Raw genomic sequence first — 23556 nt, 5'->3', positions numbered from 1 at the left:
CTTAGAAACACGCCGCAACGAGTTGCGCGAACGCCTTGGCGCGGTGGCTCATCGCATGCTTTACTGCCGGATCGATCTCGCCGAAGGTCTCGGTCATCCCTTCGGCGACGAACATCGCGTCGTAGCCGAAGCCGAGGCCGCCGCGCGGCGGCCAGACCAGCGTGCCGTACACCCGGCCCTCGTACGTCTCGAAATGCCCGTCGGGCCACGCCAGCGTCAGCGCACAGACGAAGTGCGCACTGTCGGGGCCGCCCGCCATCTCTTCGTGGACCCGCGCCATCGCTGCGGTGAAGTCCTTGGCCTCCCCGGCCCAACGCGCCGAATAGATCCCCGGCGCGCCGTCGAGCACGTCGACGCACAGCCCCGAATCGTCGGCGAGCGCGGGCAGGCCGCTCGCGGTCGCCGCCGCGAGCGCCTTCAACTCGGCATTGGCAGCAAAGGTCAGGCCGGTCTCCTCGGGCTCGGGCAGTCCAAGATCGCCCGCCGCGACGACGTCCATCCCGAACGGGCCAAGCAGTGCTGCGATCTCGCGGACCTTCCCCGAATTATGCGTCGCGAGCACCAGCCGCCCCGGCTCGAGCCGCCGTCCGACGACCTGCTGCCCGTCGTGATGCTGGCCGTCCACAATCAGCGCCCCGTCGCGACCAGCTGCGCGGCGAAGATCTCGTTGCAGCCGATGCGCGCGAGGCGGAGCATGCGGAGCAGTGCTTCCTCGTCGTAAGTCGCGCCCTCCGCGGTCGCCTGAACCTCGACGAGTCCGCCGGTCGAGGTGAGGACGAAATTGCCGTCGGTTCCGGCGCCCGAGTCCTCGATATAGTCGAGGTCGAGGACGACGTTGCCGTCGTGGACGCCGCAGCTGACCGCCGCGACCTGGCTCGTCAGCGGGTCGATCGTCAGCGCGTTCTTCTTCATGATCCCGTCGATCGCCAGCCGGAGCGCGACCCATGCGCCCGAGATCGACGCGGTGCGCGTCCCGCCGTCGGCCTGGAGGACGTCGCAGTCGAGCGTGATCTGGCGCTCGCCGAGCAGCTTCAGGTCGGTTACGGCGCGCAAGGACCGCCCGATCAGCCGCTGGATCTCCTGCGTTCGCCCCGACTGCTTGCCCTTCGCCGCTTCACGCTGGCCGCGGGTGTGCGTCGCGCGCGGCAGCATGCCGTATTCGGCGGTGACCCAGCCCTCGCCCTTGCCGCGCAGCCATGGCGGCAGGCGCTCCTCGACCGAGGCGGTGACGAGGACGTGGGTATCGCCGAACTTGACGAGGCACGACCCCTCGGCGTGGGCGTTGAACCCGGGAATCAGCTCGACGCGGCGCATCGCGTCGGGGGCGCGGCCTGAAGGGCGCATGGTCGGTCCTTACACTGTGAACGCGGACGCTTAGCCGCTCGGACGGTTGAGCGGAACCCCGTGCCGCCCTACATTGCGGCAATGCAGTCGCCGCCGATCACCGAGCTCAACGACCGCGCGCGCGAGGTCTTCCGCCAGATCGTCGAGTCTTACATCGAACACGGCAGCCCGGTCGGGTCGCGGACGCTGTCAAAGCTGACGATGCTCGGCCTGTCACCCGCGTCGATCCGGAACGTCATGCAGGACCTCGAGGAACTCGGGCTGCTCGCATCGCCGCATTCGTCGGCGGGGCGGCTGCCAACCGAACTCGGTCTACGGCTGTTCGTCGACGGCATGATGCAGACGACCGCGCCGACCGACGCCGAGCGCGGCGCGATCGAGAGCCAGGTCGCGGGGACGGCGTCGATGGAGGACATCCTCGGGCGCACCACTTCCGTGCTGTCGGGCCTTAGCGCGTGTGCGGGCATCGTCCTCGTCCCGCGTCACGAGATGTACGTCCGTCAGGTCAGCTTCGTCCCACTGTCGCCGGTGCGTGCGCTGGCGATTCTCGTCGGGGGCGACGGCTCGGTCGAGAACCGGGTGATCGACCTGCCGCCGGGATTGCCGCCGACCGCCCTGATCGAGGCGGCGAACTATATCAACGCGCGCCTCCATGGGCTGACGCTCGCCGAGGCGGCCGTCCGGTTGCGGGCCGAGATCGACGACGACCGCGCCCAGCTCGATGTCCTGACGCAGACACTGGTTGAAGCGGGGCTCGCGAGCTGGTCGTCCGATGGGGCAGCGCGCCCGGTGCTGATTGTCCGCGGCAGCGCGCATCTCGTTGCGGGCGATGCCAACGACCTCGACCGCGTCCGGCTGCTGCTCGACGACCTCGAGGGCAAGGAAGAACTTGTCCGGCTGCTCGACTCCGCATCAGGCGGCGAGGCGTGCAAGATTTTCATCGGGGCCGAGAACAAGCTGTTTTCGTTGTCCGGGTCGAGCGTTATAGCGGCACCGTACCGTTCGGCGGGCCGCGTCGTCGGCGTCGTCGGCGTGATCGGGCCGACCCGCTTGAATTACGCCCGGGTCGTTCCGATGGTGGACTATACCGCAAAAACATTGAGCAGGTTGATCGCATGACCGACGAAACGATGATCTCCCCCGACGATGCCGTCACTGGCGCGAGCGAGGCCGACACCGGCGCGCCGAGCCACGAGGACGTGATCCGCGAGCGCGACGAGGAAATCGCCAGCCTCAAGGACCGGCTGCTACGCGCTGCTGCCGAGACCGAAAACGTCCGCCGTCGCCTCGAGCGCGAGAAGGTCGACGTGTCGAGCTATGCGATGACCGGGTTCGCCCGCGACCTGCTCGGCGTTGCCGACAACCTCCGCCGCGCGATATCGGCACTTCCGGCCGAGGCTCCCGGCTTCGAAGCGGTCAAGACCGGCATCGAGGCCACCGAGCGCGAGATGACGAGCGTGCTTGCGCGCCACGGCATCACCCGCGTCGTCACCGACGGCGCCAAGCTCGACCCGAACCGCCATCAGGCGATGCTCGAAGTCGACAGCGAGCATCACGAGCCGGGTGCGATCGTCGCCGAATTGCAGGCGGGCTATACGATCAAGGACCGGCTGCTCCGCCCGGCGATGGTCAGCGTCGCCAGGGCGCGCACCGACGCCTCCGCTTAGTCGCGCCGGAGACTGGGGCAGCCGCATGATTATCGTCGTCGCCCGAATCGAGGTCGATCCGACATCGCTCCCGCGGCTGAGGCCGTTGCTCGACCGTCTCAGCCAGATGACGTGGCACGAGAGCGGCTGCCTCAGCTATTCGATCGCGGTCGAAAGCGAGAGCGATGGCATCATCAGCCTCGTCGAACGCTGGCAGGACGAAGCGGCGCTTCACGCCTACCTTGCGACTCCGGCGATGATGGCGTTGAAGGCCGAGTTCACCCCGGAGCAGATCACCGTCGATGCGCGGATTTACGATGTTACCGGTGAGCGACCGCTTCCCGACGCCAAGCCGCCGCCGGTGCTGACCATCGTCACGCACGGAAACGGGATCAGCGCAGCGTAAGTATCGAGCGATGGAGCGTTCGCGACGCGCGCGCCTTCATCGATGAAATAGGCGTCGGCGACGATACAGGCCTGCTGCTCGATCCCATACCGGGCAAAGGGCTTTCCCGGCACCAGGGGTAGGTAGTCGTACCGTGCCCACGGCATGCGGCGCAGCGGCAGCCGGATGCCGGACTGATGCTGCCAGACATGGACCAGTTCGTGGACCAGCAGCGTTCGCGATGCGAGGCCTGCGACGGAGAAGTCTTCACGCCACTCGATGCCCTTGGGATGGAACCAAACATGACCGTCGGGGGCCATCACGACGCCGCGCGGCTGGAACGGAAACCATTTCCCGCGACGCAATGTGATTGGAGCGGGATCGAGCGCGTGGCCGAATACCCGGTTGGCAATGGCGCGCTCGCCGGTTGTCAGCGGGCGGGCAAACTCAATGCGCGCCATGGCCCGACATCGGCATCACCATCGGCATCGCATCGGCCCCGGCGGCGCTGGCGACCGCCTCGACCTTGATCATCGTGCCTCCGTTGAAGCGGAACATCAGCGGCACCGTTTCGCCGGGCTTGAAGTTGGACGGAAGGTTGAAGATCATCAGGTGGCGACCGCCAGGGGCAAAGCGCATCCGCTCGTTGGCGGCGACGCGGACCGATGGCAGCCTGTCCATCCGCATCACCTCGCCCGCCATGCTCATCCCATGCATCTCGATTCGCGCGAGTGGCGACTCGACCGCGATCAACTCGATCGGCGCTGCTCTCGTCTCGAGGGTGAAGTAGCCCGCCGCAGGACGACCGGGCACAGCCGGGAGCCTTATCCATGCCGCCGTGACTCGCGGCGTAACGGTCGCTTCAGCCGGGGCGGTTCCCGTGATCATCGCAACGATCAGGAGCACTATAGCGCCAACGCATGCCGACCAACCGATGATCCTCCGCATTGTACGATTTCCCACAGTCACTCTTCGCCTCTAAAGCGTGGTAAGCGGCTCGTCTATGCGGCGGCGCGCCCCGGCGACTTTTGATCGCGCGGTGTTCGCGGCTTGCAGCGATTTTGCGGCTCCCTATATCCGCCGGGCGCAGTGGATCGGCGCCGCTTCCCGGAGGGCGGCTGGTCCACGGCATTGTCGACAAACACATGATACGAAGGACTGACATGGCCAAAGTTATCGGGATCGACCTGGGTACGACCAATAGCTGCGTTGCCGTCATGGAAGGCAGCACCCCCAAGGTCATCGAGAACGCCGAAGGTGCCCGCACGACGCCGTCGCAGGTCGCTTTCACCAAGGACAAGGAACGCCTCGTCGGCCAGCCGGCCAAGCGCCAGGCGGTGACGAACCCCGAGAACACGATCTTCGCGGTCAAGCGGCTGATCGGCCGGACCTTCAGCGATCCGCTGACGCAGAAGGACGCCGCGCTGGTTCCGTACAAGATCGTCAAGGGCCCGAACGGTGACGCATGGGTCGGCGCCGGTGGCGAGGACTATTCGCCGTCGCAGATCTCGGCGTTTATCCTCCAGAAGATGAAGGAAACCGCCGAAGCCTATCTCGGCGAGACCGTTACCCAGGCCGTCATCACCGTCCCGGCTTACTTCAACGACGCCCAGCGTCAGGCGACCAAGGACGCCGGCAAGATCGCTGGCCTCGAAGTCCTCCGCATCATCAACGAGCCGACCGCGGCTGCGCTGGCCTATGGTCTCGACAAGCAGGGAGCCAAGACGATCGCGGTCTACGACCTCGGCGGTGGCACCTTCGACGTGTCGGTCCTCGAGCTCGGCGACGGCGTGTTCGAGGTCAAGTCGACCAGCGGCGACACCTTCCTCGGTGGCGAAGACTTCGACGCCAAGGTCGTCGAGTTCCTCGCGGCCGACTTCCAGAAGGCCGAGGGTATCGACCTGAAGAAGGACAAGCTTGCGCTCCAGCGGCTCAAGGAAGCCGCTGAAAAGGCGAAGATCGAGCTGTCGTCGTCGGCGTCGACCGAGGTCAACCTGCCTTTCATCACCGCCGATGCGACCGGGCCGAAGCACCTCGTCAAGACCGTTACCCGCACCGACCTCGAGCGCCTCGTGATCGACCTGATCGAGCGCACCCGTAAGCCGTGCCTCGATGCGATCAGCGAAGCCGGCGTCAAGACGAGCGAGATCGACGAAGTCGTTCTCGTCGGCGGTATGACTCGCATGCCGCGCGTCCGCGAGTTCGTGAAGCAGCTGTTCGGCAAGGAGCCCAACACCAGCGTCAATCCCGATGAAGTCGTCGCGATGGGTGCAGCGATTCAGGCGGGCGTGCTGCAGGGCGACGTCAAGGACGTCCTGTTGCTCGACGTGACGCCGCTGTCGCTCGGCATCGAGACGCTCGGCGGGGTGTTCACCCGGATGATCGACCGTAACACGACGATCCCGACGAAGAAGTCGCAGACCTACTCGACCGCCGACGACAATCAGTCGGCCGTGACGATCCGCGTCTTCCAGGGCGAGCGTGAAATGGCGGCGGACAACAAGCTGCTCGGCCAGTTCGACCTCGTCGGTATCCCGCCCGCACCGCGCGGCCTGCCGCAGATCGAAGTGACCTTCGACATCGACGCCAACGGGCTCGTCAGCGTCAATGCCAAGGACAAGGGCACCGGCAAGGAGCAGCAGATCCGCATCCAGCCGTCGGGCGGCCTGTCGAAGGATGACATCGACGGCATGGTCAAGGATGCCGAGCGCTTCGCCGAGGAGGACAAGAAGCGCCGCGCGGTCGCCGAGGCGCGGAACCAGGCCGACAGCCTGATTCACTCGACCGAGCGCCAGATGACCGAGCACGGTGACAAGGTGACCCCCGACGTCAAGACGAGCATCGAGGCGGCTATCGCCGACCTGAAGGGCGTCCTCGACGGCGGAGATCCGGAAGCATTGACCGCGAAGACCACTGCGCTGCAGACCGTCGCGATGAAGCTCGGCGAAGCGATCTACAAGGCTGAGAGCGAAGCTCCGGCGCCCGACGCGGCAGCGGCGAAGAAGGACGACGATGTCGTCGACGCCGAATTCTCCGAAGTCGACGACAAGTAAGAACCGGGCCGCGCGCCTCCGGGCGCGCGGCAACCGGGGGGCGATGCGACCATGACCACCGAAATCGATTATTACGAGCTGCTCGAATGCGAGCGGACCGCCGACGACGGCACGCTGAAGACGGCGTATCGGCGGCTGGCGGTGCGCTGGCATCCGGACAAGAACCCGGGCGATCACGCCGCCGAGCAGCGCTTCAAGGCGATCAGCGAGGCGTACGACGTCCTCAAGGATCCGCAGAAGCGCGCTGCCTATGACCGCTACGGCAAAGCCGGGGCGCAGGGTGGAGGCGCCGGCGCGCAGGGCTTCGGCGGCTTCTCCGACATCTTCGAGGACATCTTCGGCCAATTCACCGGTCGCGGCCGCCAGCCGTCGGGACGCGGGCAGGACCTGCGCTACGATCTCGAGATGAGCTTCGAGGAGGCGTTCACCGGCAAGACCGCGACCCTCACCATGGAAGTCTCGGTTGCCTGTACGACCTGCGACGGCAGCGGGGCGAAGCCCGGCACCAGCGTCAAGGCGTGCACGACGTGCCGCGGTCAGGGCAAGGTCGGGATGCGGCAGGGCATGTTCATGGTCGAACGCACCTGTCCGACGTGTCACGGCGCGGGCCAGATCATCCCCGATCCGTGCTACACCTGCCATGGTGCAGGGCGAGTGGAGCGGGAGAAGAACCTCGAGGTCAAGGTTCCCGCCGGAGTCGACGACGGCACCCGCATTCGCGTGGCGGGTGAGGGCGAGGCGGGTCAGCGCGGCGCAGGACCGGGCGACCTTTATATCTTCGTCGCGCTCAAGCCGCATGCGATCTTCAAGCGCGAGGGGACGACGCTGTTCGCTCAGGTGCCGATCTCGATCACCACGGCAGCGCTTGGCGGCGAGATCGAGGTACCGGGGCTCGACAAGCAGCCTGCGGCGATCAAGGTGCCGGCGGGTACGCAGAGCGGCAAGCAGCTTCGTGTCCGCGGGCGCGGGATGCCCGCGTTGTCGAGTAACGGGCGCAACAACGGTTTCGGCGATCTCGTCGTCCAGCTCGACGTCGAGACGCCGGTCAAGATGTCGAAGCGTCAGCGCGAGCTGATGGAGGAATTCCAAGCGCTCGAGGCTGGCGAGGATGGACGTAACTTCCCCGCTCAATCAGGCTTTTTCGCCAAGCTCAAGGATGTATGGAGCGAGCTGACCGACTAGGTCGAGCTCGCTCCATGAAGGGCTAGCAGTTGCGCTCGACGCTGTCGCCGATCGCTGCACCGACGCCGGCCCCAGCGACCGTGGCGATGCCACGATCGTACCGGCGGCTGACCGAATTCCCGATCAGGCCACCGGCAATCGCGCCGAGCACCGCGCCGCCACCCGATGAATGGCAACGATAGCCGTAGCCGCCACCGTAGCCGCCGCCATAGGCATAGCCGCGATACGGATACGCCGCCGGGTAGCCGCGATAGGCGTATGCCGGGGCGTAGGCGTAGGGCGCGTAGCCGTATCCGTAAGCCGGCGCGACGACGACCGGCGGCGCATAATACCCGCCGTAGTAATAAGGGCGGTAATATGCCGGCCGATAGTAAGGGCGTGCATATCCGTAACCATAATAGCCGCGACCATAATAGCCGCCGCCGTGCCAGTAGGCAGCAGCCGGGGCCGCCGCCGATGCTGCGACAGTCGTCGCGAGCAATGCTCCGATAATCAACCGCTTCATGGCAAATTCCTTACACAAGACTGCGGGTAGGTGCTTGAGATCATCCGTTCACATGCACTTCACAACGCCTGATCGATATGATCGATCCGGCGTGAACCATATCTGAACTGGGTTCGCGCGGAACAATCCCGTCGTTCAGCCCTTGTGCGTAACGACTTTGGGGCCAACAGAAGGACTGATTATGCGTAGCCTGATCACCATTGCCGTCGCCGTCGCCGCATTCGCCGCCGCTCCGGTCGAAGCGCGTCGCCATTATTACAACGGCCAGCGCAGCCACACCCAGTGCCGGACCGACAAGCGTAACGCCGGCCACCAGGGCATCGCCATCGGCGCAGTCGCCGGCGGTGCCGGTACTGCCCTCCTCGGTGGCGGCGTCGGTGGCGCGCTCCTCGGCGCGGCTGCCGGTGGTGCTGCTGGAAGCGTGATCGGGCGCGGCACCGAACATTGCGCCGACCGCTATCACGCGCACTAAAGCGTTGATCTAACTCAACAATCTAGCGTCGCCGCGCCCCCCTGGACGCGGCGGCGTCTTCTTCGAACAGCTGCGCCAACTGCTCGATAATCGTCCCGCCAAGCTGCTCGGCATCCATGATCGTCACCGCCCGCTGATAATAACGCGTCACGTCGTGACCGATCCCGACCGCGATGAGCTCGACCGGCGACTTCGTCTCGATCCACTCGATCACTTGCCGCAGGTGCCGTTCGAGGTAATTTCCGGTGTTGACCGACAGCGTCGAGTCGTCGACCGGCGCTCCGTCCGAAATCACCATCAAGATCCGTCGGTCCTCGGAGCGCCCGAGCATCCGGTTGTGCGCCCACAGCAGCGCCTCGCCGTCGATATTCTCCTTGAGCAGCCCCTCGCGCATCATCAGCCCGAGGTTCTTGCGCGCGCGCCGCCACGGCGCATCGGCGGGCTTGTAGATGATGTGGCGCAGGTCGTTCAGCCGCCCGGGTTTCGCCGGACGCCCCTCCGCCAGCCATTTCTCGCGCGACTGGCCGCCCTTCCACGCGCGCGTCGTGAAGCCGAGGATCTCGGTCTTGACCGAGCAGCGTTCGAGCGTGCGCGCGAGAATATCGGCGCAGATCGCCGCGATCGAGATCGGCCGGCCGCGCATCGACCCGCTGTTATCGATGAGCAGCGTGACGACGGTGTCGCGAAACTTGGTGTCGCGCTCGATCTTGTAGCTCAGCGCGTGCCCGGGCGAGGTGACGATCCGCACCAGCCGCGAGGCGTCGAGTTGCCCGTCCTCCTGGTCAAAATCCCACGCGCGATTCTGCTGCGCCATCAGCCGCCGCTGGAGCCGATTGGCGAGCTTGGTCACCGCCCCCTGCAGGTGAAGCAGCTGCTGGTCGAGATAGCCGCGAAGCCGGGTCAATTCCTCGGCGTCGCACAGGTCCTCGGCATCGATCGTTTCGTCGTACGCGGTCGAAAAGGCGTGATAGTCGAAGCCGGCGGGCAGGTCGGACAGCGGCGCGTTCGGCCGCCACGGCGTCGTCCCCTCGCGCCCTTCCTCGCCCATCTCGGCCTCGGAGACCGCTTCGGTATCCATGTCGACTTCGCGGGTCTCGGTCTCGTCGGTCGAGTCGGACGACTCCTCGGCGCGGGTTTCGACCGAGAACTCTTGGCCCGCGGTCTCGCCCTCCTGCTCGTCGCCCTCGTCGCCGGGCGAATCGTCGTCGGCGTCGTCCTCGCTGGTGTCGTCGCTCTCCTCGGGGGTCGCGTCGGGGTCCTCGCCAAGGCCAAGGTCGTTGAGCACGCGGCGCATCACCAGCGAGAACTTCGACTGGTCGTCGATGTTTGCCGCAAGATCGTCGAGGTGCGCCCCTGCCTTCGCCTCGATATCGGCGCTGACGAGCGCGATTCCGGCTTCGGCGAGCCGCGGCGGCTTGATCCCGGTCAGCCGCTGGCGGACGACGAGACCGAGCGCGGTCGCGAGCGGCACCTCGTCGGCGGTGCGCGCGCGGACGATCGGGTCGGTCTTGATCCGCGCCTCGGTCATCCGGTCGAGGTTGAGCGCGACGCCCGCCATGTCGGCCCCGCCGATCGCTTCGATTCGCGCCTGCTCGACCGCGTTGACGATATCGCGCGCGACGCCGGCATCGGGCAGGTCGGCGGCGTGGGTCTTGGCGTCGTGGTGGCGCTTGCGCAGCGCAAAGCTGTCGGCCCAGCCGCGCGATTCGGCGACCTGCTCGGCGGCGAGTGCGCGCCCCGGCTGCGGCACCCGCGCCTGGTCGCCGTAACACGACGGCTTGTCGGCGGTGTAGGCGAGGTCGAAGTCGGGTTCTTGACCGAGCGCGCGCAGCGTCGCGGCGAGCGCGACGCGGAAATCTTCGAGGGGATTTTCAGGTTGGGACATGGTCAGACGCGCTCCGCAGACCGATCAGAGAACCAGTCTGGCACTGCGTTGGATTTGGAAGTTGACGAACCTGACGCCACGCTCGCCTCGAATCTCATCTCTCTGCACCGAACCGGTACTTTCGTGGCGAGAGTGAAAGAGGAGGATACGGTCATGCGCCTAAACTACCTCGTGCATGCGGCTGTAGGACAGCCTTAATCCCCGCCTGCGGCTTCGTCCTCCCTCCGCCCGGAAGGGTCCGTCTCCCCTCTCCCCTTGAGGGAGAGGGACGGCCGCCCCTTGGCGGCCAGGGTGAGGGTGCGGACCTGCCATTCTGCCACCCTCACCCTCACCCTGATCGCCAAGCGGCGATCGTCCCTCTCCCTCGAGGGGAGAGGGACGAAACGCTACCGCCGCGTCTTGACCGCGACCGACTCGGGCAGCTCTTCGCCGAACACTCGCTGGTAATATTCCGCCACGATCGACCGCTCCGCCTCGTCGCACTTGTTCAGGAACGAAAGCCGGAACGCGAACCCGAGATTCTTGAAGATCGTCGCGTTCTGCGCCCAGGTGATCACCGTCCGCGGCGACATCACCGTCGAGATGTCGCCCGCCATAAACCCCTGCCGGGTCATGTCGGCGACCTTGATCATGTTGGCGATCTGCTTGTCATTGAAGCCGGGGGCCTTGTGCGCGACGATCTTGAGTTCGGCAACGGCGGGCAGATAATTGAGCGCAGTGACGATCGACCAGCGGTCCATCTGGCCCTGATTGATCTGCTGGGTGCCGTGATACAGCCCGGTCGTGTCGCCGAGCCCGACGGTGTTCGCGGTGGCGAACAGGCGGAACCACTTCGACGGGCGGATGACGCGGTTCTGGTCGAGCAGGGTCAGCTTGCCCTCGACCTCGAGAACGCGCTGGATGACGAACATGACGTCGGGGCGGCCCGCGTCATATTCGTCGAAGACCAGCGCGGTCGGGGTCTGCAGCGCCCACGGCAGCAACCCTTCGCGGAACTCGGTGACCTGCTTGCCCTCGCGCAGGACGATGGCGTCCTTGCCAATCAGGTCGATCCGGCTGATGTGGCTGTCGAGATTGATCCGGACGCACGGCCAGTTGAGGCGCGCCGCGACCTGCTCGATGTGGGTCGACTTGCCGGTGCCGTGGAACCCCTGGATCATCACCCGGCGGTTGAAGGCGAAGCCCGCAAGGATCGCGAGCGTCGTGTCGGGGTCGAAGACATAGCCGGGGTCGAGGTCGGGAACGCGCTCGTCGGCGACCGAGAAAGCGGGGATTTTCATGTCGACGTCGACGCCGAATATCTCGCGCGCGTCGACCTCCATGTCGGGGGCGTCGAGAACGGTTTCGTCGCTGAGGACGACGTCGGACGAATGCAAACTTGCCACGGGAAGGCTGCTCCTAACGGGGGCGCGTGAAGGCGGGGGCGGACTTGAGGTGCGTATAGGCTTGAACCACCGCCTGCAACTTTCCCTCATGCGTCCGGTCGCCGCCATTGGCGTCGGGGTGATACTGGCGAACGAGCGACTTGTACGCGCGGCGGATGTCGGCAGGTGAGGCATCGACGCCGAGATCGAGCGACTTCAACGCCTTCATGTCGACGTCGGACAGGACATGCCCCGACTTGGCGCGCCGCCCGGCGAAGACGTCGGGGCCGTAGCGGTCGCGCGCCATGCCGAGCGGATCGTTGAATCGAACCGTCGGGTCGTGCGCGGCGCGCTCCCACCCGGCGAGCGGCGACTGTGCGGCGGTGATCGCCTCGGGCGACATGCCGTCGAAGAAATTATACCCGGCGTTGAATTCGCGGACATGGTCGAGGCACAGCCACTGCCAGCCGCCGATCTCGCCCGCGACGCGGTTCGATCGCGGCGCGCGGAACTCCGCCGGGTTGGGGCAGCCGGGGCGCGCACACGGGGTCGGCTCGGCGCGCTCGACGCGGCCGTGAAAGCGGGGACTGCGGGGGCGGGACGTTCCAGGGGGGGGTGTATCGGGGCCGCTTTCGGTCAAACTGCGTTATCCTGTTCGCAATCAGCCGATATAGGCGTTCGCAACGACAACGGGAGAGCGACATGGGACCGCGCGCAGCAGAAATCGAACGGCGGCTGGTGGCTGGGCTCGCGCCGAGCCAAGTCGAGGTGATCGACGACAGCGACGACCATCTCGGCCACGCCGGGCATTCGGGAGCGGGCGAGAGCCACTTCACCGTCCGCGTCGAGGCCGCGACCTTCGCCGGCAGGTCGCGGGTCGAACGCCAGCGCGCGGTCTATGCCGCGCTCGGCGACCTGATGGCCCCCGATCAGGTCCACGCGCTGGTGATCGAGGCGACCGCACCCGGCGAGGCTTGATCGGCGGGCGGCGCAGTTGGTGTGCCTGCGGCGCGGGGAGGCTTGAACCCGCGCCGCCGCCGCCGCATAGCGGGCATGGGCCGGCTTAGCTCAGATGGTAGAGCACCTGATTTGTAATCAGGGGGTCACGGGTTCGATTCCTGTAGCCGGCACCAGCGTTCACGCCCGTCACTTCATCGGGATGGTGCGTCCCTGCGTCATGACATAGCTGACGCTGAGCACCGCCTTGGGGTCGGTCTGCGGGTCGCCGTCGATCGCGATCAGGTCGGCGAACTTGCCGGGCTCGAGCGTGCCGGTGACCTTGTCGACCCCGAGCAAGCGCGCGCCGCCCATCGTCGCGGCGATCAGCGCCGCCTTGGGGGTCATGCCGCCCTCGGTGACCATCAGGTTGAGCTCCTCGGCGTTGCGGCCGTGCGGGAAGACCGCGGCGTCGGTGCCGAGCGCGATGTTGACGCCGTACTTGTTGGCGATGCTCAGGCCCCGCCCGACGATCTTGAGCGTCTCGAGCGCCTTCGCCTCGACGTTCGGGGTGTAGAAGCCCTTGCCGATGTGGAGCTTCAACCCTTCGAACGCCATCAGCGTCGCGACCATGTAGGTGCCGCGCGCCTTCATCAGCTTCGCGTCTTTCTCGTCGAGATAGGTGCCGTGCTCGATCGAATCGACACCGGCCTCGACCGCCGCCTCGATACCGCGCGCGCCATGGGCATGCGCCATCGCCTTCAATCCGACGCCGTGCGCGGTGGTGACGATCGCCTTCATCTCGGCGTCGCTGAAATGCTGTTCGAGCCCGATCGCGCCGTCGTCGAGAACCCCGCCGGTCGCCATGAACTTGATCACGTCGACCCCCTTCGCGGCGATCTTGCGGACGTCGACAGCGCATGCCTCGGGTGAGTCGCAGACACCGGGGTTCTGCCCGGCGGCGTTGATCGCCTCGGCAAGTTCAGGGGCAAGCCCGACGACGGCATCGGCGTGCCCGCCCGAAATCGATAACGGCGTCCCCGCGACGAGGATGCGCGGCCCGGGAAACGATCCCTCGGCGACCGCGTCGCGCATCGCGAGGCTGGCGAGGATCGGCCCGCCGGCGTCGCGGACCGTGGTAAAGCCCGCGCGGGCGGTGATCAGCGCGTTCTTGAGCCCGGTCGCGGCGGCATAAGGCTCTGAGAACTTCGGTCGCAGCGTCGCGTACCACGGCAGCCCCGAATCCTGCGTCAGGTGGACGTGCGCGTCGATCAGGCCGGGCATCACCGTCTTGGTCGACAGGTCGACAACGCGTGCGCCCGCCGGGACCGCCATGTCGGCCGCGCCGATCGAGACGATCCTGCCGTCGGTGACGACGATGCTCGACGGACCGCGCGCGGGCAAAGCGGCGTCGGTGACGACTCGGCCCGCATGGATGACGATCGTCTCGGCGCCGGCCGGCGCGGCGAGCAACATCGTGGCAGCAATAACTCGATACATCGTTGGTCCCCCGGTTGATCGGATCGACACTAGCCAGCGGCGACGGCGGCGCAAGCGCGCGACGACCCGCCGGGCCCGCGTCCTTCGGTTCGGTGGTCGAACATCGCGCTCCCGGCCTCGTTCGATCCGCGTGTGTGCGAGCCTTTGCTCGCCGCCTGAAGGATTTCGCGATGTGGATCGGTATTGGACTTGTTCTGGTGGTCGTCTGGCTGGTCAGCTTCCTCGCGTTTCACATCGCTGGCGGTCTGATCCACCTGCTGCTGCTGTTCGCGGTGATCTCGATCGTCATCCACTTCATCCGCGGACGCTCGACGGCCTAGTCCGGGTCCCCGGAAAGAGAATTCACGCATTTTATCGAATGCCGCGACTGGTGCTGTCGGGGAGGATTGAACTCCCGACCTCAGCCTTACCAAGGATGCGCTCTACCACTGAGCTACGACAGCACTGTCGCGGAGCGGCGCGTATCGGGGCGCGCGGCGGGGTTGTCAAGGAAAGCGCGTCGGCGTTAGCGTTATCCATGGCCGACCAGACCCAAGCCGACGCCCGCGCCGCCCGCCTCGCCGCCGCGCTCCGCGCCAATCTATCGCGGCGTAAGGCGCGCGAGCGGGAGGAGAAGGCGGCGGATAAACCCGCCGATTAACCCGCAGGGGCGGCGATCGCCTTTTCGATCGCCGCAGTCACCTCGGGCGAATCGGGCTTGGTCTTCGACCCGAACGACGCGACGATCTTGCCGCTGCGGTCGACGAGATACTTGTGGAAATTCCACGACGGGGCTTCGGACTTGCCGAGGGTTGCGGCGGCCCAGGCGAAGAACGGCGTCGCGTTCTTGCCGGTGACGACGCTCTTTTCCGACAGCGGGAAGTTGATCCCGAACTTCGATTCGCAGAACTGCTTGATCTCGGCGTTGGTCTTGTACTCCTGGCCCATGAAGTCGCCCGACGGCACGCCGATGACGGTGAAGCCCTTGTCCTTGTAGGTCGTCTGCGCCTTTTCGAGCGCCTCATATTGCGGGGTGAAGCCGCAGAAGCTCGCGGTGTTGACGACCAGCAACACCTTCCCACGATACTGGCTGAACGGCATCGGCTTGCCGTCGATCGTCGTCATGTTGACGTCGTAGGCGGTGTTGATCCCCGGGGGCGCATCGGGGGTCGCTGCGAACGCGCCGGTCAGCGAGCCGGCGACGGCGACGGCACCCACTCCGGCGGCGATCAGCAAAGGGACGAGCTTCTTCATCACGCGGTCTCCAACGGGCGGGTGCCTTCATCCAACCATATCCGGGCGGTGTCGTCGAGCAGTGGGCCGAGCGCTGCGGCAACGCGCGCGTGGTACGCATCGACCCAGCCGCGCTCGGCGGGGGTCAGCAGCGAAATGTCGATCAGCGCGCGGTCGAGCGGCGCGAGCGTCAGCGTCTCAAATCCGAGCATCGGCTTTTCGGCCCCCTCGATTGCCCGCTCCTCGACGAGGACGAGGTTTTCGATGCGGATGCCGTACTCACCGGCTTTGTAATAGCCGGGCTCGTTCGACATGATCATGCCGGGGCGCAGCGCCTCGTCGCCCATCGCGCCATAGCCGCCGGCGGCGGTGGCGATGCGCGCTGGACCTTCGTGGACCGCAAGATAGCTGCCGACGCCGTGGCCGGTGCCGTGGGCGTAGTCGAGCCCGACCGACCACAGGAACTGGCGGGCGAGCGCATCAATCTGATTGCCGCGCGTGCCGTGCGGGAAGACCGCGCTGGCGAGCGCGATGTGGCCCTTGAGGACGCGGGTGAAGCGGTCGCGCATCTCGGGCGTCGGGGTGCCGACCGCAAGGGTGCGCGTCACGTCGGTGGTGCCGTCACGGTACTGCCCGCCCGAGTCGACGAGGTAGAGCGAATCGATCTCGATCGGGCGGCTGCTCTCCGCCGACACGCGGTAGTGCGGCAGCGCCCCGTTCGGCCCGGCAGCGGAGATCGTGTCGAAGCTCAAATCCTCGAGCTGGTTGGTCTGGTCGCGGAACTGGCGCAGCTTGGCCGCCGAACTCATCTCGTCGAGCTCGCCCTTGGGTGCCTCCCCGGCGAACCAGTGGAGAAAGCGCGTCAACGCCGCGCCGTCGCGCAGGTGTGCGGCCTTGCTGCCGGCGATCTCGACCGGGTTCTTGACCGCCTTGGGGACGACGCACGGGTCGCGCGCCTCGATGATCGTCGCGGCACCGGCGTCGAGGTGGGCGAAGATCGCGGCAACCGCCGACGTCGGGTCGACCACGACGGTGCGCCCGCCGAGGCCTTCGAGCGCGGTGCCGAAAGCACCGCGGTCGTGGATGCGGACGTGCTCGCCGAGGTGGGCGCGGACATCGGGCGACAGCTTGGCGGCGTCGACGAACAGGTCGGCGGAGGCGTCGGCGTGGACCAGCGCAAAGGCGAGCGGGACCGGGGTGTGCTCGACGTCCTTGCCACGGACGTTGAACAGCCACGCAATCGAGTCGAGCGCCGACACCACGACCGCGTCGGCGTGCTTCGTGTCGAGCCACGCGGCGATGCGGCCGCGTTTGGAATCGGAGGTCTCCCCGGCGAACTCGTCGGGATGGACCTCGAGCCGCGCGGTCGACGGGACCGGGCGGTCGGTCCACACCGCGTCGATCGGGTTCGCCGGAACCGCGACGAGGGTTGCGCCATGCTCGCCGAGCGCCTTGCCGGTCGCTGCGACCCAGCCACGCGTGTGGAGCCAGGCGTCATAACCGACGCGGTCGCCGGGGCGGGCATTCGCGGCGAGCCAGTCGGTCGCGCTCGTCGCTGGGACCGCGACATAGTCGTACAGCCCGCCGTCGACCTGCGCGCGGACCTGAAGCGTGTAGCGCCCGTCGGTGAACATCGCCGCCTTGTCGGCGAGCACAACCGCCGATCCCGCCGACCCGCCGAAGCCGGTCAACCACGCCAGCCGCTGCGCGTACGCCCCGACATATTCGCTCATATGCTCGTCGGTCAGCGGGACGACGAAGCCGGTCAGGCGGTCGGCGGCAAGCTGCTCACGGAGGGCGGCAAGGCGGGCGGCGGGGGTCGACATGAGGTTGGTGTCCGATTGTGGCGGATCGATGATAGGCCCAAGGCGCGGCGCGGGAAAGCGGGGCGGAAGGCAGGGGTAAGCTGCGGTGGTTGTCGGCGGTGCACTGGTAGTGGGGTTGAAAGGTCACACGAAGTTCACGGTTATCGACATTGATTTTCGCGGTGGTGGTTGCTGGTGGCGGATTTGAAAGGTCACACGAAGTTCAGGGAAATGGACATCGACTTCGCATCGGATTTTGACTTTCGATCTGCCTCCCCTCCCCTTCAGGGGAGGGGCGAGAGACGCGCCGCTTGGCGTGGCCCGGGGGTGGGCTTGCTTGGGTAGAGGGTCTGTGGCGACTGCCCCACCCCCGACCCCTCCCCTGAAGGGGAGGGGAGCCAGAAAGAGAGGGAGGAGCAGGAAATGCAAAAAAACATCGCGACCAACAATGAGAAAAGAATCGAAAACCGCCGCCCGGTGGCGACTCGATCCGCCGGTTGCCCGACGCGCAAACATTACCCGTCACGCCGGGGTGTAGGACAGCGCTATATCGTCCCGCCATGGCCCCGCGCCCGCGCCCGCACTACATGCGCCGGATGACCAAGCCCCCCGTCGCCGCCTGCATTCCGCATTCGACCACCCACCACGGCATCGTCCGCGACGATCCGTACGACTGGCTGCGTGATCCCGGCTATCCGAAGGTCGAGGACGCGACCGTGCTCGGCTATCTCGCCGAGGAAAACGCCTGGTTCGACGCGTGGATGGCCCCGCACGCCGCGACCGTCGACACGCTGTTCGCCGAGCTCAAGGGGCGGGTGAAGGACGACGATTCCGGGGTGCCGGTGCGCGACGGGGCGTTCGACTATTGGTGGCGTTTCGACGCGGGCGGGCAGTACCGGATATGGCTGCGCCGCCCCGCCGCCGGGGGCGACGACGCCGTCATCCTCAGCGAGCCCGACGAGGCCGCGGGCAAGGAGTATTTCCGTCTCGCCGGGATTTCGGTGTCGCCCGACGGCGCGCTCGCCGCGTGGACCGCCGACGATGACGGGTCGGAGCGCTTCAAGCTGTACCTCCGCGACCTGTCGACCGGGGCCGACACGCTCGTCGCGACGACTGCGATCGGGGTTGCGGTCTGGGCCGCCGACTCGGCGAGCTTCGCGTGGACCGAGGTGAATGACGCGTGGCGGCCGTACCGCGTCCGCCTCCACCGGCTCGGCGAGGCCGCAGGCTCCGAGGACGACGCAGTGCTGTACGAGGAAGCCGATGCGAGCTTCTTCGTCGGCCTCGACCGCTCGACCGACCGCTCGCATTTCCTCATCACCGCTGCCGACCATGTCACCAGCGAGGTCCGGCTGATCCCGACGAGCGACCCCGCCGCCCCGCCGGTCCTCGTCAGCCCGCGCGAGACCGGCCGCGAATACGATCTCGATGTTCGCGGCGAGACGGTCTTCGTCAGGACCAACGACACCCACGTCAACTTCCGCATCGCCATCGCGACCCTCGCCGCGCCCGGCGAGTGGACCGACCTGATCCCCGGCGACGACCGCGTCTATCTGCGCGGACTGACCGCTTTCGCCTCGTATCTCGCGATCTCGGAGCGCGTCGACGGCCTCGACGGGGTGCTCCTCCGGTACGATGATGCGCGCGAGACCAAGATCGCCTTCCCCGAGGCGAGCTACACCGTCGGCATCGGGTCGAACCCCGAGCCCGACGCGCCGCTGCTCCGCCTCGGCTACAGTTCGATGGTGACGCCGTCGACGGTGTACGATTACGACGTCGCCGCCGACCGCCTGATCGTCCGCAAGGTCCAGGACGTCCCGAGCGGCTACGACGCCAGCGCGTACCGCACCGAACGGCTGATGGCCCCCGCCGCCGACGTGACGCTCGTCCCGGTGTCGGTGGTCTATCGCGCCGACTTCCCCCGCGACGGGTCGGGGCGGCTCCATCTGTACGGCTATGGCGCTTACGGGCTGGCGATCCCGCCGTCATTCTCGGCGTCGCGATTGAGCCTGCTCGACCGCGGCTTCGCCTACGCTATCGCGCACGTCCGCGGCGGCGACGACATGGGGTATCGCTGGTATCTCGACGGCAAGCTGACCGAGCGGACCAACACCTTCACCGATTTCGTCGCGAGCGCGCATGCGCTGATCGCGGCAGGGTTCGCGAGCGCGGGCAATATCTCGATCTCGGGCGGGTCGGCGGGCGGGACGCTGATGGGGGTCGTGGCCAACACCGACCCCGGGCTGTGGCGCGCGGTCGTCGCCGACGTGCCGTTCGTCGATGTGCTGGGGACGATGCTCGACGGCTCGCTGCCGCTGACGCCGATCGAGTGGCCCGAATGGGGCAATCCGGGCGAGGACGCCGAAGTCTACCGCCAGATCGCGGCCTACTCGCCGTACGACAATGTGACGGCGCAGGATTACCCGCCGATCCTGATCACCGCCGGGTTGAACGATCCGCGCGTGACCTACTGGGAGCCGGCGAAGTGGGCGGCGAAGCTGCGCGCGACCAAGACCGACGCCAATCCGCTGCTGCTCAAGACCAACATGGGCGCGGGCCACGGCGGCAAGTCGGGGCGCTTCGAATCGCTGCGCGAGACGGCGGAGGAGTTCGCCTTTCTTCTCGCGGCGTTCGAGGCAAAAGCGTGAGCGACCGCAAGGCGCGGCTTCAGTCCTTCCTCGCGGCGCGAAAGTCTTAGCTCCCCGCGTCACACCCGATTAAGCTGTTCAAGCCTGCAACCGAGGATTCTCCATGCGCTTTTTGCCGATCGTGTTCGCCGTCATCGCGATCGCCGCGCCCGCAGTCGCCGCCCCCGCCGACATGGCGGCGATCCTCGCCGGGCCGCAGCGGTCGGAGGCGAACAAGGCGCGCGACCAGTATCGCCACCCCGTCGAGACGCTCAAATTCTTCGGCTTGAAGCCGGCCATGACCGTCGTCGAGATCACCCCGTCGGGCGGCTGGTACACCGAGATCCTCGCGCCTTATCTCCGCGATCATGGCCGCTACATTGGTGCCGGGGCGTGGGGCGGGACCGAGGGCGGCGCGAAGTCGGTCGCCAAGTTCAAGGCCAAGCTCGACGCCGATCCCGCGAACTACGGCAAGGTCGAGGTGACGACGTTCGGCAAGGACCATTATGACATCGCCAAGCCGGGCAGCGCCGACATGGTGCTCACCTTCCGCGAGATCCACAATTACGTCACCGGCGGCTACGGGCCCGAGACGTTCAAGTCGTTCTACGCCGCGCTCAAGCACGGAGGGGGCCTCGGCGTCGTCGAGCACCGCCTGCCCGAAAATGCGCCCGCCAACCGTGAGGCGACGAGCGGCTATATGAAGGTGTCGACGGTCAAGCGCCTCGCCGAAGCCGCCGGGTTTAAGTTCGCCGGCGCGTCGGAGGTCAACGCCAACCCCAAGGACACCGCCGACTATCCCGACGGCGTCTGGACCCTGCCGCCGACGTATCAGCTCGGCGACAAGGACCGGGCGAAGTACGCGGCGATCGGCGAGAGCGACCGGATGACGCTGAAGTTCGTCAAGCCGTAGGGCGTCCGCCTTCGTACAATCGTTGATCGGCGTCTCGGCTATGCAGTTGTCGAACGGGGTGGAGCGGGTCTGATGTCGATAGCGTTGATCGTCCTGAGCCTTTTGGAGGCGAGCGCGGTGTCCGGACCGGCGCTCGGGCTGCCGGCGTCGCGGCCGACCGTTCATGCCGATGATATCTGGCGGTACAAGAACAGCATCGAACTGCGGGGCCGTTTCTCGGAGACCCACGACGAGAGAAGCGTCGTGCGGACGCAGGCCGATGCGATCGTCTTGAAAGTCCACGCCTCGGACTCGCCGCTCCAGCCGACCGAGCTTCTCGTCGGCAGCGACTGGTCGCGCTTCCGCAGCGTCGATGGCCACGAACAGGTCGTCAACCGGCCGTTCGACTTCCCGTTGACGGCTGGCAAGACGTGGACGGTCGACTATAGCGAGTCGAACCCGAACCGCCTTCTGACCACCGAGCATTGGGTGACGACCTACAAGGTGGTCGGCGTCGAGCGCGTGACCGTTCCGGCGGGAACGTTCGACGCCGTGAAGATCGAGGCCACGGGGAATTGGACGGCGACGCTGGCGCGGGCGGTGACGGGCGTCGCGACGACGAGGAGCGACGCGCAGGGCGTTGCCGTCGCCAACCGCATCGACCGGCAACAGCCGCGCGACGCGACGGGCCGGATCTATAAGGCGTTCTGGTACGTCCCCGCGGTCAAGCGCGCGGTCAAGATCGTCGAGGAGACGTATGATTCCGGCGGCTTGCGCAGCGAGAGCCGAACGTCGGAGCTCGAGAGCTACAAGGTCGCTCAGTAGCTGCGGCGGCAGTGCCGCGGCGCGGTCGGCCGCCCGACCTAGACCTTGCTCAACTTCTCCAGCTGCGCCTGCAGCGTCACCATCTGCGCCTTAAGCGCGTCGAGCTCGCCCGTCTCCGCCTTCGCCGGTTCAGACTTCACCAGCGCAGCGCGGCCCGTCAACATGTCGGCGGCGGCCTGGAACATCGCCATGTTCTGCTTGGCGAGCGTCTCGAACGGCTTGAATGCCGCACCGCCGAACGCGCCCGCAACCGAGTCACGGAACTGCGCCTGGTTCTTGGCAAACGCCGCCATCGATGCCTCGAGATAGTGCGGCACCATCGACTGCATCGAATCACCGTACATCGCGATGAGCTGGCGGAGGAACGGCACCGGCAGCATCGTCTGGCCGCCGTTTTCGCCGTCCATGACGATCTGCGTCAGGACGTTATGCGTGATATCCTCGCCGGTCTTCGCGTCGAACACCTGGAAATCGCGGCCCTGCCGGGTCATCACGGCGAGATGCTCGAGGGTGATGTAGCTCGAGGTGTCGGTGTTATAGAGGCGGCGGTTGGCGTATTTCTTGATCACGACCGGGATTTGTTTGGCCGGGTCGGCGGAGCGCACTTGATCCATCGTGATTCCCAGAAAAGTTAATATGTTGCACTAGCACAAACCTGTGCTGCGCCGCAACGCGGGCCTACTGGCATCGCTTGGTGAACGCGCCTAGATGCCAAGGACAATTCCTTGGGAGCCTGAGCCATGACCGACATCGTCATCACCGCTGCAAAACGGACCCCGGTCGGCAGCTTCATGGGCGCGTTCGGCACCGTCCCCGCGCACGAACTCGGGCGGCAGGCGATCATGGCGGCGCTGGCGCAATCGGGCGTTGGGGCCGACGAGGTCGACGAGGTCATCATGGGGCAGGTGTTGACCGCGGCGCAGGGGCAGAACCCGGCGCGGCAGGCGGCGATCAACGCCGGTATCGCCAAGGAAACCCCGGCGTGGGGCGTCAACCAGGTCTGCGGCAGCGGTCTGCGCGCGGTCGCGCTCGGCGCACAGGCGATCATGGCGGGCGACGCCATCGTCGTCATCGCCGGCGGGCAGGAGAGCATGAGCCAGTCGACCCACGCGCAGGCGCTGCGGACCGGCACCAAGATGGGCGCGGTCGAGCTCGTCGACACGATGATCAAGGACGGACTGTGGGACGCCTTCAACGGCTATCACATGGGCATCACCGCCGAAAACGTCGCGGAGCAGTACCAGGTGACCCGCGAGAAGCAGGACGCCTTCGCCGTCGCCTCGCAGAACAAGGCGAGCGCGGCGCGCGCGGCGGGACGCTTCAAGGACGAGATCGCACCGGTGACGATCAAGGGCCGCAAGGGCGACACGGTCGTCGACACCGACGAATATATCCGCGACGGCGCGACGATCGAAAGCGTGTCGGGATTGAAGGGCGCGTTCAAGAAGGACGGCACCGTCACTGCGGCCAACGCCAGCGGGATCAACGACGGCGCCGCCGCGCTCGTGCTGATGACAGCGGACGAGGCGAAGCGCCGCGGCTCGACCATCCTCGGGAGGATCGCGAGCTGGGCGTCGACGGGGGTCGATCCGAGCGTGATGGGCATCGGCCCGGTGACCGCGTCGCAGAAGGCGCTCGCCAAGGCCGGCTGGACCGTCGCCGACCTCGACCTGATCGAGGCCAACGAGGCGTTCGCCGCGCAGGCGCTCGCGGTCGGGCAAGAACTCGGGCTCGACCCGGCGAAGGTCAACGTCAACGGCGGCGCGATCGCGATCGGCCACCCAATCGGGGCGAGCGGCGCGCGGGTGCTGACGACCCTGCTGTATGAGATGGGCAAGCGCGACGCCAAGAAGGGGCTGGCGACGCTGTGCATCGGCGGCGGCATGGGCATCGCGATGTGCATCGAGCGCGACTGACCTCCGC

The 23556-nt window shown here is 66.9% G+C and carries 25 protein-coding genes and 2 tRNA genes; 14 read left to right on the top strand and 13 right to left on the bottom strand.

Annotation, left to right across the window (positions count from 1 at the left end; all coding sequences use genetic code 11):
• Position 1 precedes the first annotated feature (1 nt).
• Together rdgB and rph are read right to left on the bottom strand one after the other, a co-directional pair.
• Complete coding sequence (gene rdgB / locus KZX46_RS04180) at positions 2-625, bottom strand: RdgB/HAM1 family non-canonical purine NTP pyrophosphatase (RefSeq protein WP_219775616.1); 624 nt, start codon at positions 623-625, stop codon at positions 2-4.
• 2 nt (positions 626-627) lie between these two features.
• A complete protein-coding gene (gene rph, locus KZX46_RS04175; protein ID WP_216708284.1) occupies positions 628-1344 on the bottom strand; it encodes a ribonuclease PH in 717 nt (238 codons plus the stop codon).
• Positions 1345-1425: 81 nt separating this feature from the next.
• Here rph and hrcA point away from each other — a divergent pair, with 81 nt between their 5' ends.
• The 3 genes from hrcA to KZX46_RS04160 are packed head-to-tail and all read left to right on the top strand — an operon-like array spanning position 1426 to position 3396.
• Positions 1426-2463 (top strand): heat-inducible transcriptional repressor HrcA, encoded by a 1038-nt coding sequence (gene hrcA / locus KZX46_RS04170; protein WP_219776836.1) that lies wholly within the window; start codon positions 1426-1428, stop codon positions 2461-2463.
• Positions 2460-3011, top strand: coding sequence for a nucleotide exchange factor GrpE (grpE, locus tag KZX46_RS04165; RefSeq protein ID WP_219775615.1), 552 nt, complete (start codon positions 2460-2462; stop codon positions 3009-3011). The genes hrcA and grpE overlap by 4 nt, the downstream gene beginning before the upstream one ends.
• Before the next feature lie 25 nt (positions 3012-3036).
• A complete protein-coding gene (locus KZX46_RS04160; protein ID WP_219775614.1) occupies positions 3037-3396 on the top strand; it encodes a putative quinol monooxygenase in 360 nt (119 codons plus the stop codon).
• On the opposite strand, the gene KZX46_RS04155 is transcribed toward KZX46_RS04160, so the two are convergent.
• Entirely contained in the window at positions 3303-3836 is a 534-nt protein-coding gene (locus KZX46_RS04155; RefSeq protein WP_226896086.1) for a vgr related protein, read from the bottom strand. The genes KZX46_RS04160 and KZX46_RS04155 overlap by 94 nt on opposite strands.
• Positions 3823-4188 (bottom strand): copper chaperone PCu(A)C, encoded by a 366-nt coding sequence (locus KZX46_RS04150; protein ID WP_219775613.1) that lies wholly within the window; start codon positions 4186-4188, stop codon positions 3823-3825. The genes KZX46_RS04155 and KZX46_RS04150 overlap by 14 nt, the downstream gene beginning before the upstream one ends.
• A 350-nt stretch (positions 4189-4538) precedes the next feature.
• Between KZX46_RS04150 and dnaK the strand changes: the two genes are divergently transcribed.
• Together dnaK and dnaJ are read left to right on the top strand one after the other, a co-directional pair.
• Complete coding sequence (dnaK, locus tag KZX46_RS04145; RefSeq protein WP_219775612.1) at positions 4539-6428, top strand: molecular chaperone DnaK; 1890 nt, start codon at positions 4539-4541, stop codon at positions 6426-6428.
• A gap of 51 nt (positions 6429-6479) precedes the next feature.
• Positions 6480-7610: a molecular chaperone DnaJ gene (gene dnaJ, locus KZX46_RS04140; protein ID WP_219775611.1), complete on the top strand. Its 1131-nt coding sequence runs from the start codon at positions 6480-6482 to the stop codon at positions 7608-7610.
• A 22-nt stretch (positions 7611-7632) separates the two neighbouring features.
• Here dnaJ and KZX46_RS04135 read toward each other — a convergent pair whose 3' ends face one another.
• On the bottom strand, positions 7633-8115 hold the full coding sequence (locus KZX46_RS04135; RefSeq protein WP_219775610.1) for a glycine zipper 2TM domain-containing protein: 483 nt from the start codon (positions 8113-8115) through the stop codon (positions 7633-7635).
• A 181-nt stretch (positions 8116-8296) separates the two neighbouring features.
• Here KZX46_RS04135 and KZX46_RS04130 point away from each other — a divergent pair, with 181 nt between their 5' ends.
• Positions 8297-8587 (top strand): hypothetical protein, encoded by a 291-nt coding sequence (locus tag KZX46_RS04130; protein WP_216708291.1) that lies wholly within the window; start codon positions 8297-8299, stop codon positions 8585-8587.
• Positions 8588-8609: 22 nt separating this feature from the next.
• On the opposite strand, the gene cobT is transcribed toward KZX46_RS04130, so the two are convergent.
• The 3 genes from cobT to KZX46_RS04115 all read right to left on the bottom strand — a co-directional run bounded on the left by cobT (position 8610) and on the right by KZX46_RS04115 (position 12476).
• A complete protein-coding gene (gene cobT, locus KZX46_RS04125; protein ID WP_219775609.1) occupies positions 8610-10472 on the bottom strand; it encodes a cobaltochelatase subunit CobT in 1863 nt (620 codons plus the stop codon).
• Positions 10473-10858: 386 nt separating this feature from the next.
• Positions 10859-11794, bottom strand: coding sequence for a cobaltochelatase subunit CobS (gene cobS, locus KZX46_RS04120; RefSeq protein WP_255615583.1), 936 nt, complete (start codon positions 11792-11794; stop codon positions 10859-10861).
• Positions 11795-11870: 76 nt separating this feature from the next.
• Positions 11871-12476 (bottom strand): DnaJ domain-containing protein, encoded by a 606-nt coding sequence (locus tag KZX46_RS04115; RefSeq protein WP_216708294.1) that lies wholly within the window; start codon positions 12474-12476, stop codon positions 11871-11873.
• Between the two features lie 62 nt (positions 12477-12538).
• Between KZX46_RS04115 and KZX46_RS04110 the strand changes: the two genes are divergently transcribed.
• Positions 12539-12814, top strand: a complete 276-nt coding sequence (locus KZX46_RS04110) for a BolA family transcriptional regulator (protein WP_219775607.1) — start codon at positions 12539-12541, stop codon at positions 12812-12814.
• Between the two features lie 79 nt (positions 12815-12893).
• A tRNA-Thr gene (locus KZX46_RS04105) sits at positions 12894-12969 on the top strand.
• A gap of 13 nt (positions 12970-12982) precedes the next feature.
• On the opposite strand, the gene KZX46_RS04100 is transcribed toward KZX46_RS04105, so the two are convergent.
• Positions 12983-14272: an amidohydrolase family protein gene (locus KZX46_RS04100; protein ID WP_219775606.1), complete on the bottom strand. Its 1290-nt coding sequence runs from the start codon at positions 14270-14272 to the stop codon at positions 12983-12985.
• A gap of 170 nt (positions 14273-14442) precedes the next feature.
• Here KZX46_RS04100 and KZX46_RS04095 point away from each other — a divergent pair, with 170 nt between their 5' ends.
• A complete protein-coding gene (locus tag KZX46_RS04095; protein ID WP_216708297.1) occupies positions 14443-14592 on the top strand; it encodes a lmo0937 family membrane protein in 150 nt (49 codons plus the stop codon).
• 48 nt (positions 14593-14640) lie between these two features.
• On the opposite strand, the gene KZX46_RS04090 is transcribed toward KZX46_RS04095, so the two are convergent.
• Positions 14641-14715 (bottom strand) — tRNA-Thr (locus tag KZX46_RS04090).
• Positions 14716-14789: 74 nt separating this feature from the next.
• On the opposite strand from KZX46_RS04090, the gene KZX46_RS23210 reads away from it, so the two are divergent.
• The gene (locus tag KZX46_RS23210; protein ID WP_255615235.1) at positions 14790-14912 is read left to right on the top strand and encodes a hypothetical protein; all 123 of its coding nucleotides are present in this window, start codon (positions 14790-14792) and stop codon (positions 14910-14912) included.
• Here KZX46_RS23210 and KZX46_RS04085 read toward each other — a convergent pair.
• Both KZX46_RS04085 and KZX46_RS04080 read right to left on the bottom strand, forming a co-directional pair.
• Positions 14909-15505: a glutathione peroxidase gene (locus KZX46_RS04085; RefSeq protein WP_219775605.1), complete on the bottom strand. Its 597-nt coding sequence runs from the start codon at positions 15503-15505 to the stop codon at positions 14909-14911. The genes KZX46_RS23210 and KZX46_RS04085 overlap by 4 nt on opposite strands.
• Positions 15505-17310, bottom strand: coding sequence for an aminopeptidase P family protein (locus KZX46_RS04080; protein WP_219775604.1), 1806 nt, complete (start codon positions 17308-17310; stop codon positions 15505-15507). The genes KZX46_RS04085 and KZX46_RS04080 overlap by 1 nt, the downstream gene beginning before the upstream one ends.
• A gap of 539 nt (positions 17311-17849) precedes the next feature.
• On the opposite strand from KZX46_RS04080, the gene KZX46_RS04075 reads away from it, so the two are divergent.
• The 3 genes from KZX46_RS04075 to KZX46_RS04065 all read left to right on the top strand — a co-directional run bounded on the left by KZX46_RS04075 (position 17850) and on the right by KZX46_RS04065 (position 21633).
• Complete coding sequence (locus tag KZX46_RS04075; RefSeq protein ID WP_226896084.1) at positions 17850-19937, top strand: S9 family peptidase; 2088 nt, start codon at positions 17850-17852, stop codon at positions 19935-19937.
• A 103-nt stretch (positions 19938-20040) separates the two neighbouring features.
• Entirely contained in the window at positions 20041-20829 is a 789-nt protein-coding gene (locus tag KZX46_RS04070; protein ID WP_219775603.1) for a class I SAM-dependent methyltransferase, read from the top strand.
• 72 nt (positions 20830-20901) lie between these two features.
• The gene (locus tag KZX46_RS04065; protein ID WP_219775602.1) at positions 20902-21633 is read left to right on the top strand and encodes a hypothetical protein; all 732 of its coding nucleotides are present in this window, start codon (positions 20902-20904) and stop codon (positions 21631-21633) included.
• A gap of 38 nt (positions 21634-21671) precedes the next feature.
• Here the strand turns inward: KZX46_RS04065 and phaR are convergent, their stop codons facing one another.
• Complete coding sequence (gene phaR, locus KZX46_RS04060; RefSeq protein WP_219775601.1) at positions 21672-22247, bottom strand: polyhydroxyalkanoate synthesis repressor PhaR; 576 nt, start codon at positions 22245-22247, stop codon at positions 21672-21674.
• Positions 22248-22373: 126 nt separating this feature from the next.
• On the opposite strand from phaR, the gene KZX46_RS04055 reads away from it, so the two are divergent.
• Positions 22374-23549 (top strand): acetyl-CoA C-acetyltransferase, encoded by a 1176-nt coding sequence (locus tag KZX46_RS04055; protein ID WP_219775600.1) that lies wholly within the window; start codon positions 22374-22376, stop codon positions 23547-23549.
• Positions 23550-23556: the final 7 nt, after the last annotated feature.

Source organism: Polymorphobacter sp. PAMC 29334, assembly GCF_019431245.1.
Lineage (GTDB): Bacteria > Pseudomonadota > Alphaproteobacteria > Sphingomonadales > Sphingomonadaceae > Polymorphobacter_B > Polymorphobacter_B megasporae.
Note: the sequence above shows the minus strand (reverse complement) of the source record. Positions and strands in the feature narration are given on the sequence as shown.

Bases quoted from the DNA above. Each gene is read 5' to 3' on its own strand.
- KZX46_RS04065 (WP_219775602.1), top strand. From the start codon at position 20,902: ATGTCGATAGCGTTGATCGTCCTGAGCCTTTTGGAGGCGAGCGCGGTG.
- grpE (WP_219775615.1), top strand. From the start codon at position 2,460: ATGACCGACGAAACGATGATCTCCCCCGACGATGCCGTCACTGGCGCG.
- KZX46_RS04070 (WP_219775603.1), top strand. From the start codon at position 20,041: ATGCGCTTTTTGCCGATCGTGTTCGCCGTCATCGCGATCGCCGCGCCC.
- KZX46_RS04100 (WP_219775606.1), bottom strand. From the start codon at position 14,272: ATGTATCGAGTTATTGCTGCCACGATGTTGCTCGCCGCGCCGGCCGGC.
- rph (WP_216708284.1), bottom strand. From the start codon at position 1,344: ATGCGCCCTTCAGGCCGCGCCCCCGACGCGATGCGCCGCGTCGAGCTG.
- KZX46_RS23210 (WP_255615235.1), top strand. From the start codon at position 14,790: ATGGCCGACCAGACCCAAGCCGACGCCCGCGCCGCCCGCCTCGCCGCC.
- cobT (WP_219775609.1), bottom strand. From the start codon at position 10,472: ATGTCCCAACCTGAAAATCCCCTCGAAGATTTCCGCGTCGCGCTCGCC.
- KZX46_RS04155 (WP_226896086.1), bottom strand. From the start codon at position 3,836: ATGGCGCGCATTGAGTTTGCCCGCCCGCTGACAACCGGCGAGCGCGCC.
- KZX46_RS04085 (WP_219775605.1), bottom strand. From the start codon at position 15,505: ATGAAGAAGCTCGTCCCTTTGCTGATCGCCGCCGGAGTGGGTGCCGTC.
- cobS (WP_255615583.1), bottom strand. From the start codon at position 11,794: ATGGAGGTCGACGCGCGCGAGATATTCGGCGTCGACGTCGACATGAAA.
- dnaJ (WP_219775611.1), top strand. From the start codon at position 6,480: ATGACCACCGAAATCGATTATTACGAGCTGCTCGAATGCGAGCGGACC.
- KZX46_RS04075 (WP_226896084.1), top strand. From the start codon at position 17,850: ATGGCCCCGCGCCCGCGCCCGCACTACATGCGCCGGATGACCAAGCCC.
- KZX46_RS04055 (WP_219775600.1), top strand. From the start codon at position 22,374: ATGACCGACATCGTCATCACCGCTGCAAAACGGACCCCGGTCGGCAGC.
- KZX46_RS04135 (WP_219775610.1), bottom strand. From the start codon at position 8,115: ATGAAGCGGTTGATTATCGGAGCATTGCTCGCGACGACTGTCGCAGCA.
- KZX46_RS04110 (WP_219775607.1), top strand. From the start codon at position 12,539: ATGGGACCGCGCGCAGCAGAAATCGAACGGCGGCTGGTGGCTGGGCTC.
- KZX46_RS04095 (WP_216708297.1), top strand. From the start codon at position 14,443: ATGTGGATCGGTATTGGACTTGTTCTGGTGGTCGTCTGGCTGGTCAGC.
- KZX46_RS04130 (WP_216708291.1), top strand. From the start codon at position 8,297: ATGCGTAGCCTGATCACCATTGCCGTCGCCGTCGCCGCATTCGCCGCC.
- dnaK (WP_219775612.1), top strand. From the start codon at position 4,539: ATGGCCAAAGTTATCGGGATCGACCTGGGTACGACCAATAGCTGCGTT.
- phaR (WP_219775601.1), bottom strand. From the start codon at position 22,247: ATGGATCAAGTGCGCTCCGCCGACCCGGCCAAACAAATCCCGGTCGTG.
- hrcA (WP_219776836.1), top strand. From the start codon at position 1,426: ATGCAGTCGCCGCCGATCACCGAGCTCAACGACCGCGCGCGCGAGGTC.
- KZX46_RS04160 (WP_219775614.1), top strand. From the start codon at position 3,037: ATGATTATCGTCGTCGCCCGAATCGAGGTCGATCCGACATCGCTCCCG.
- KZX46_RS04080 (WP_219775604.1), bottom strand. From the start codon at position 17,310: ATGTCGACCCCCGCCGCCCGCCTTGCCGCCCTCCGTGAGCAGCTTGCC.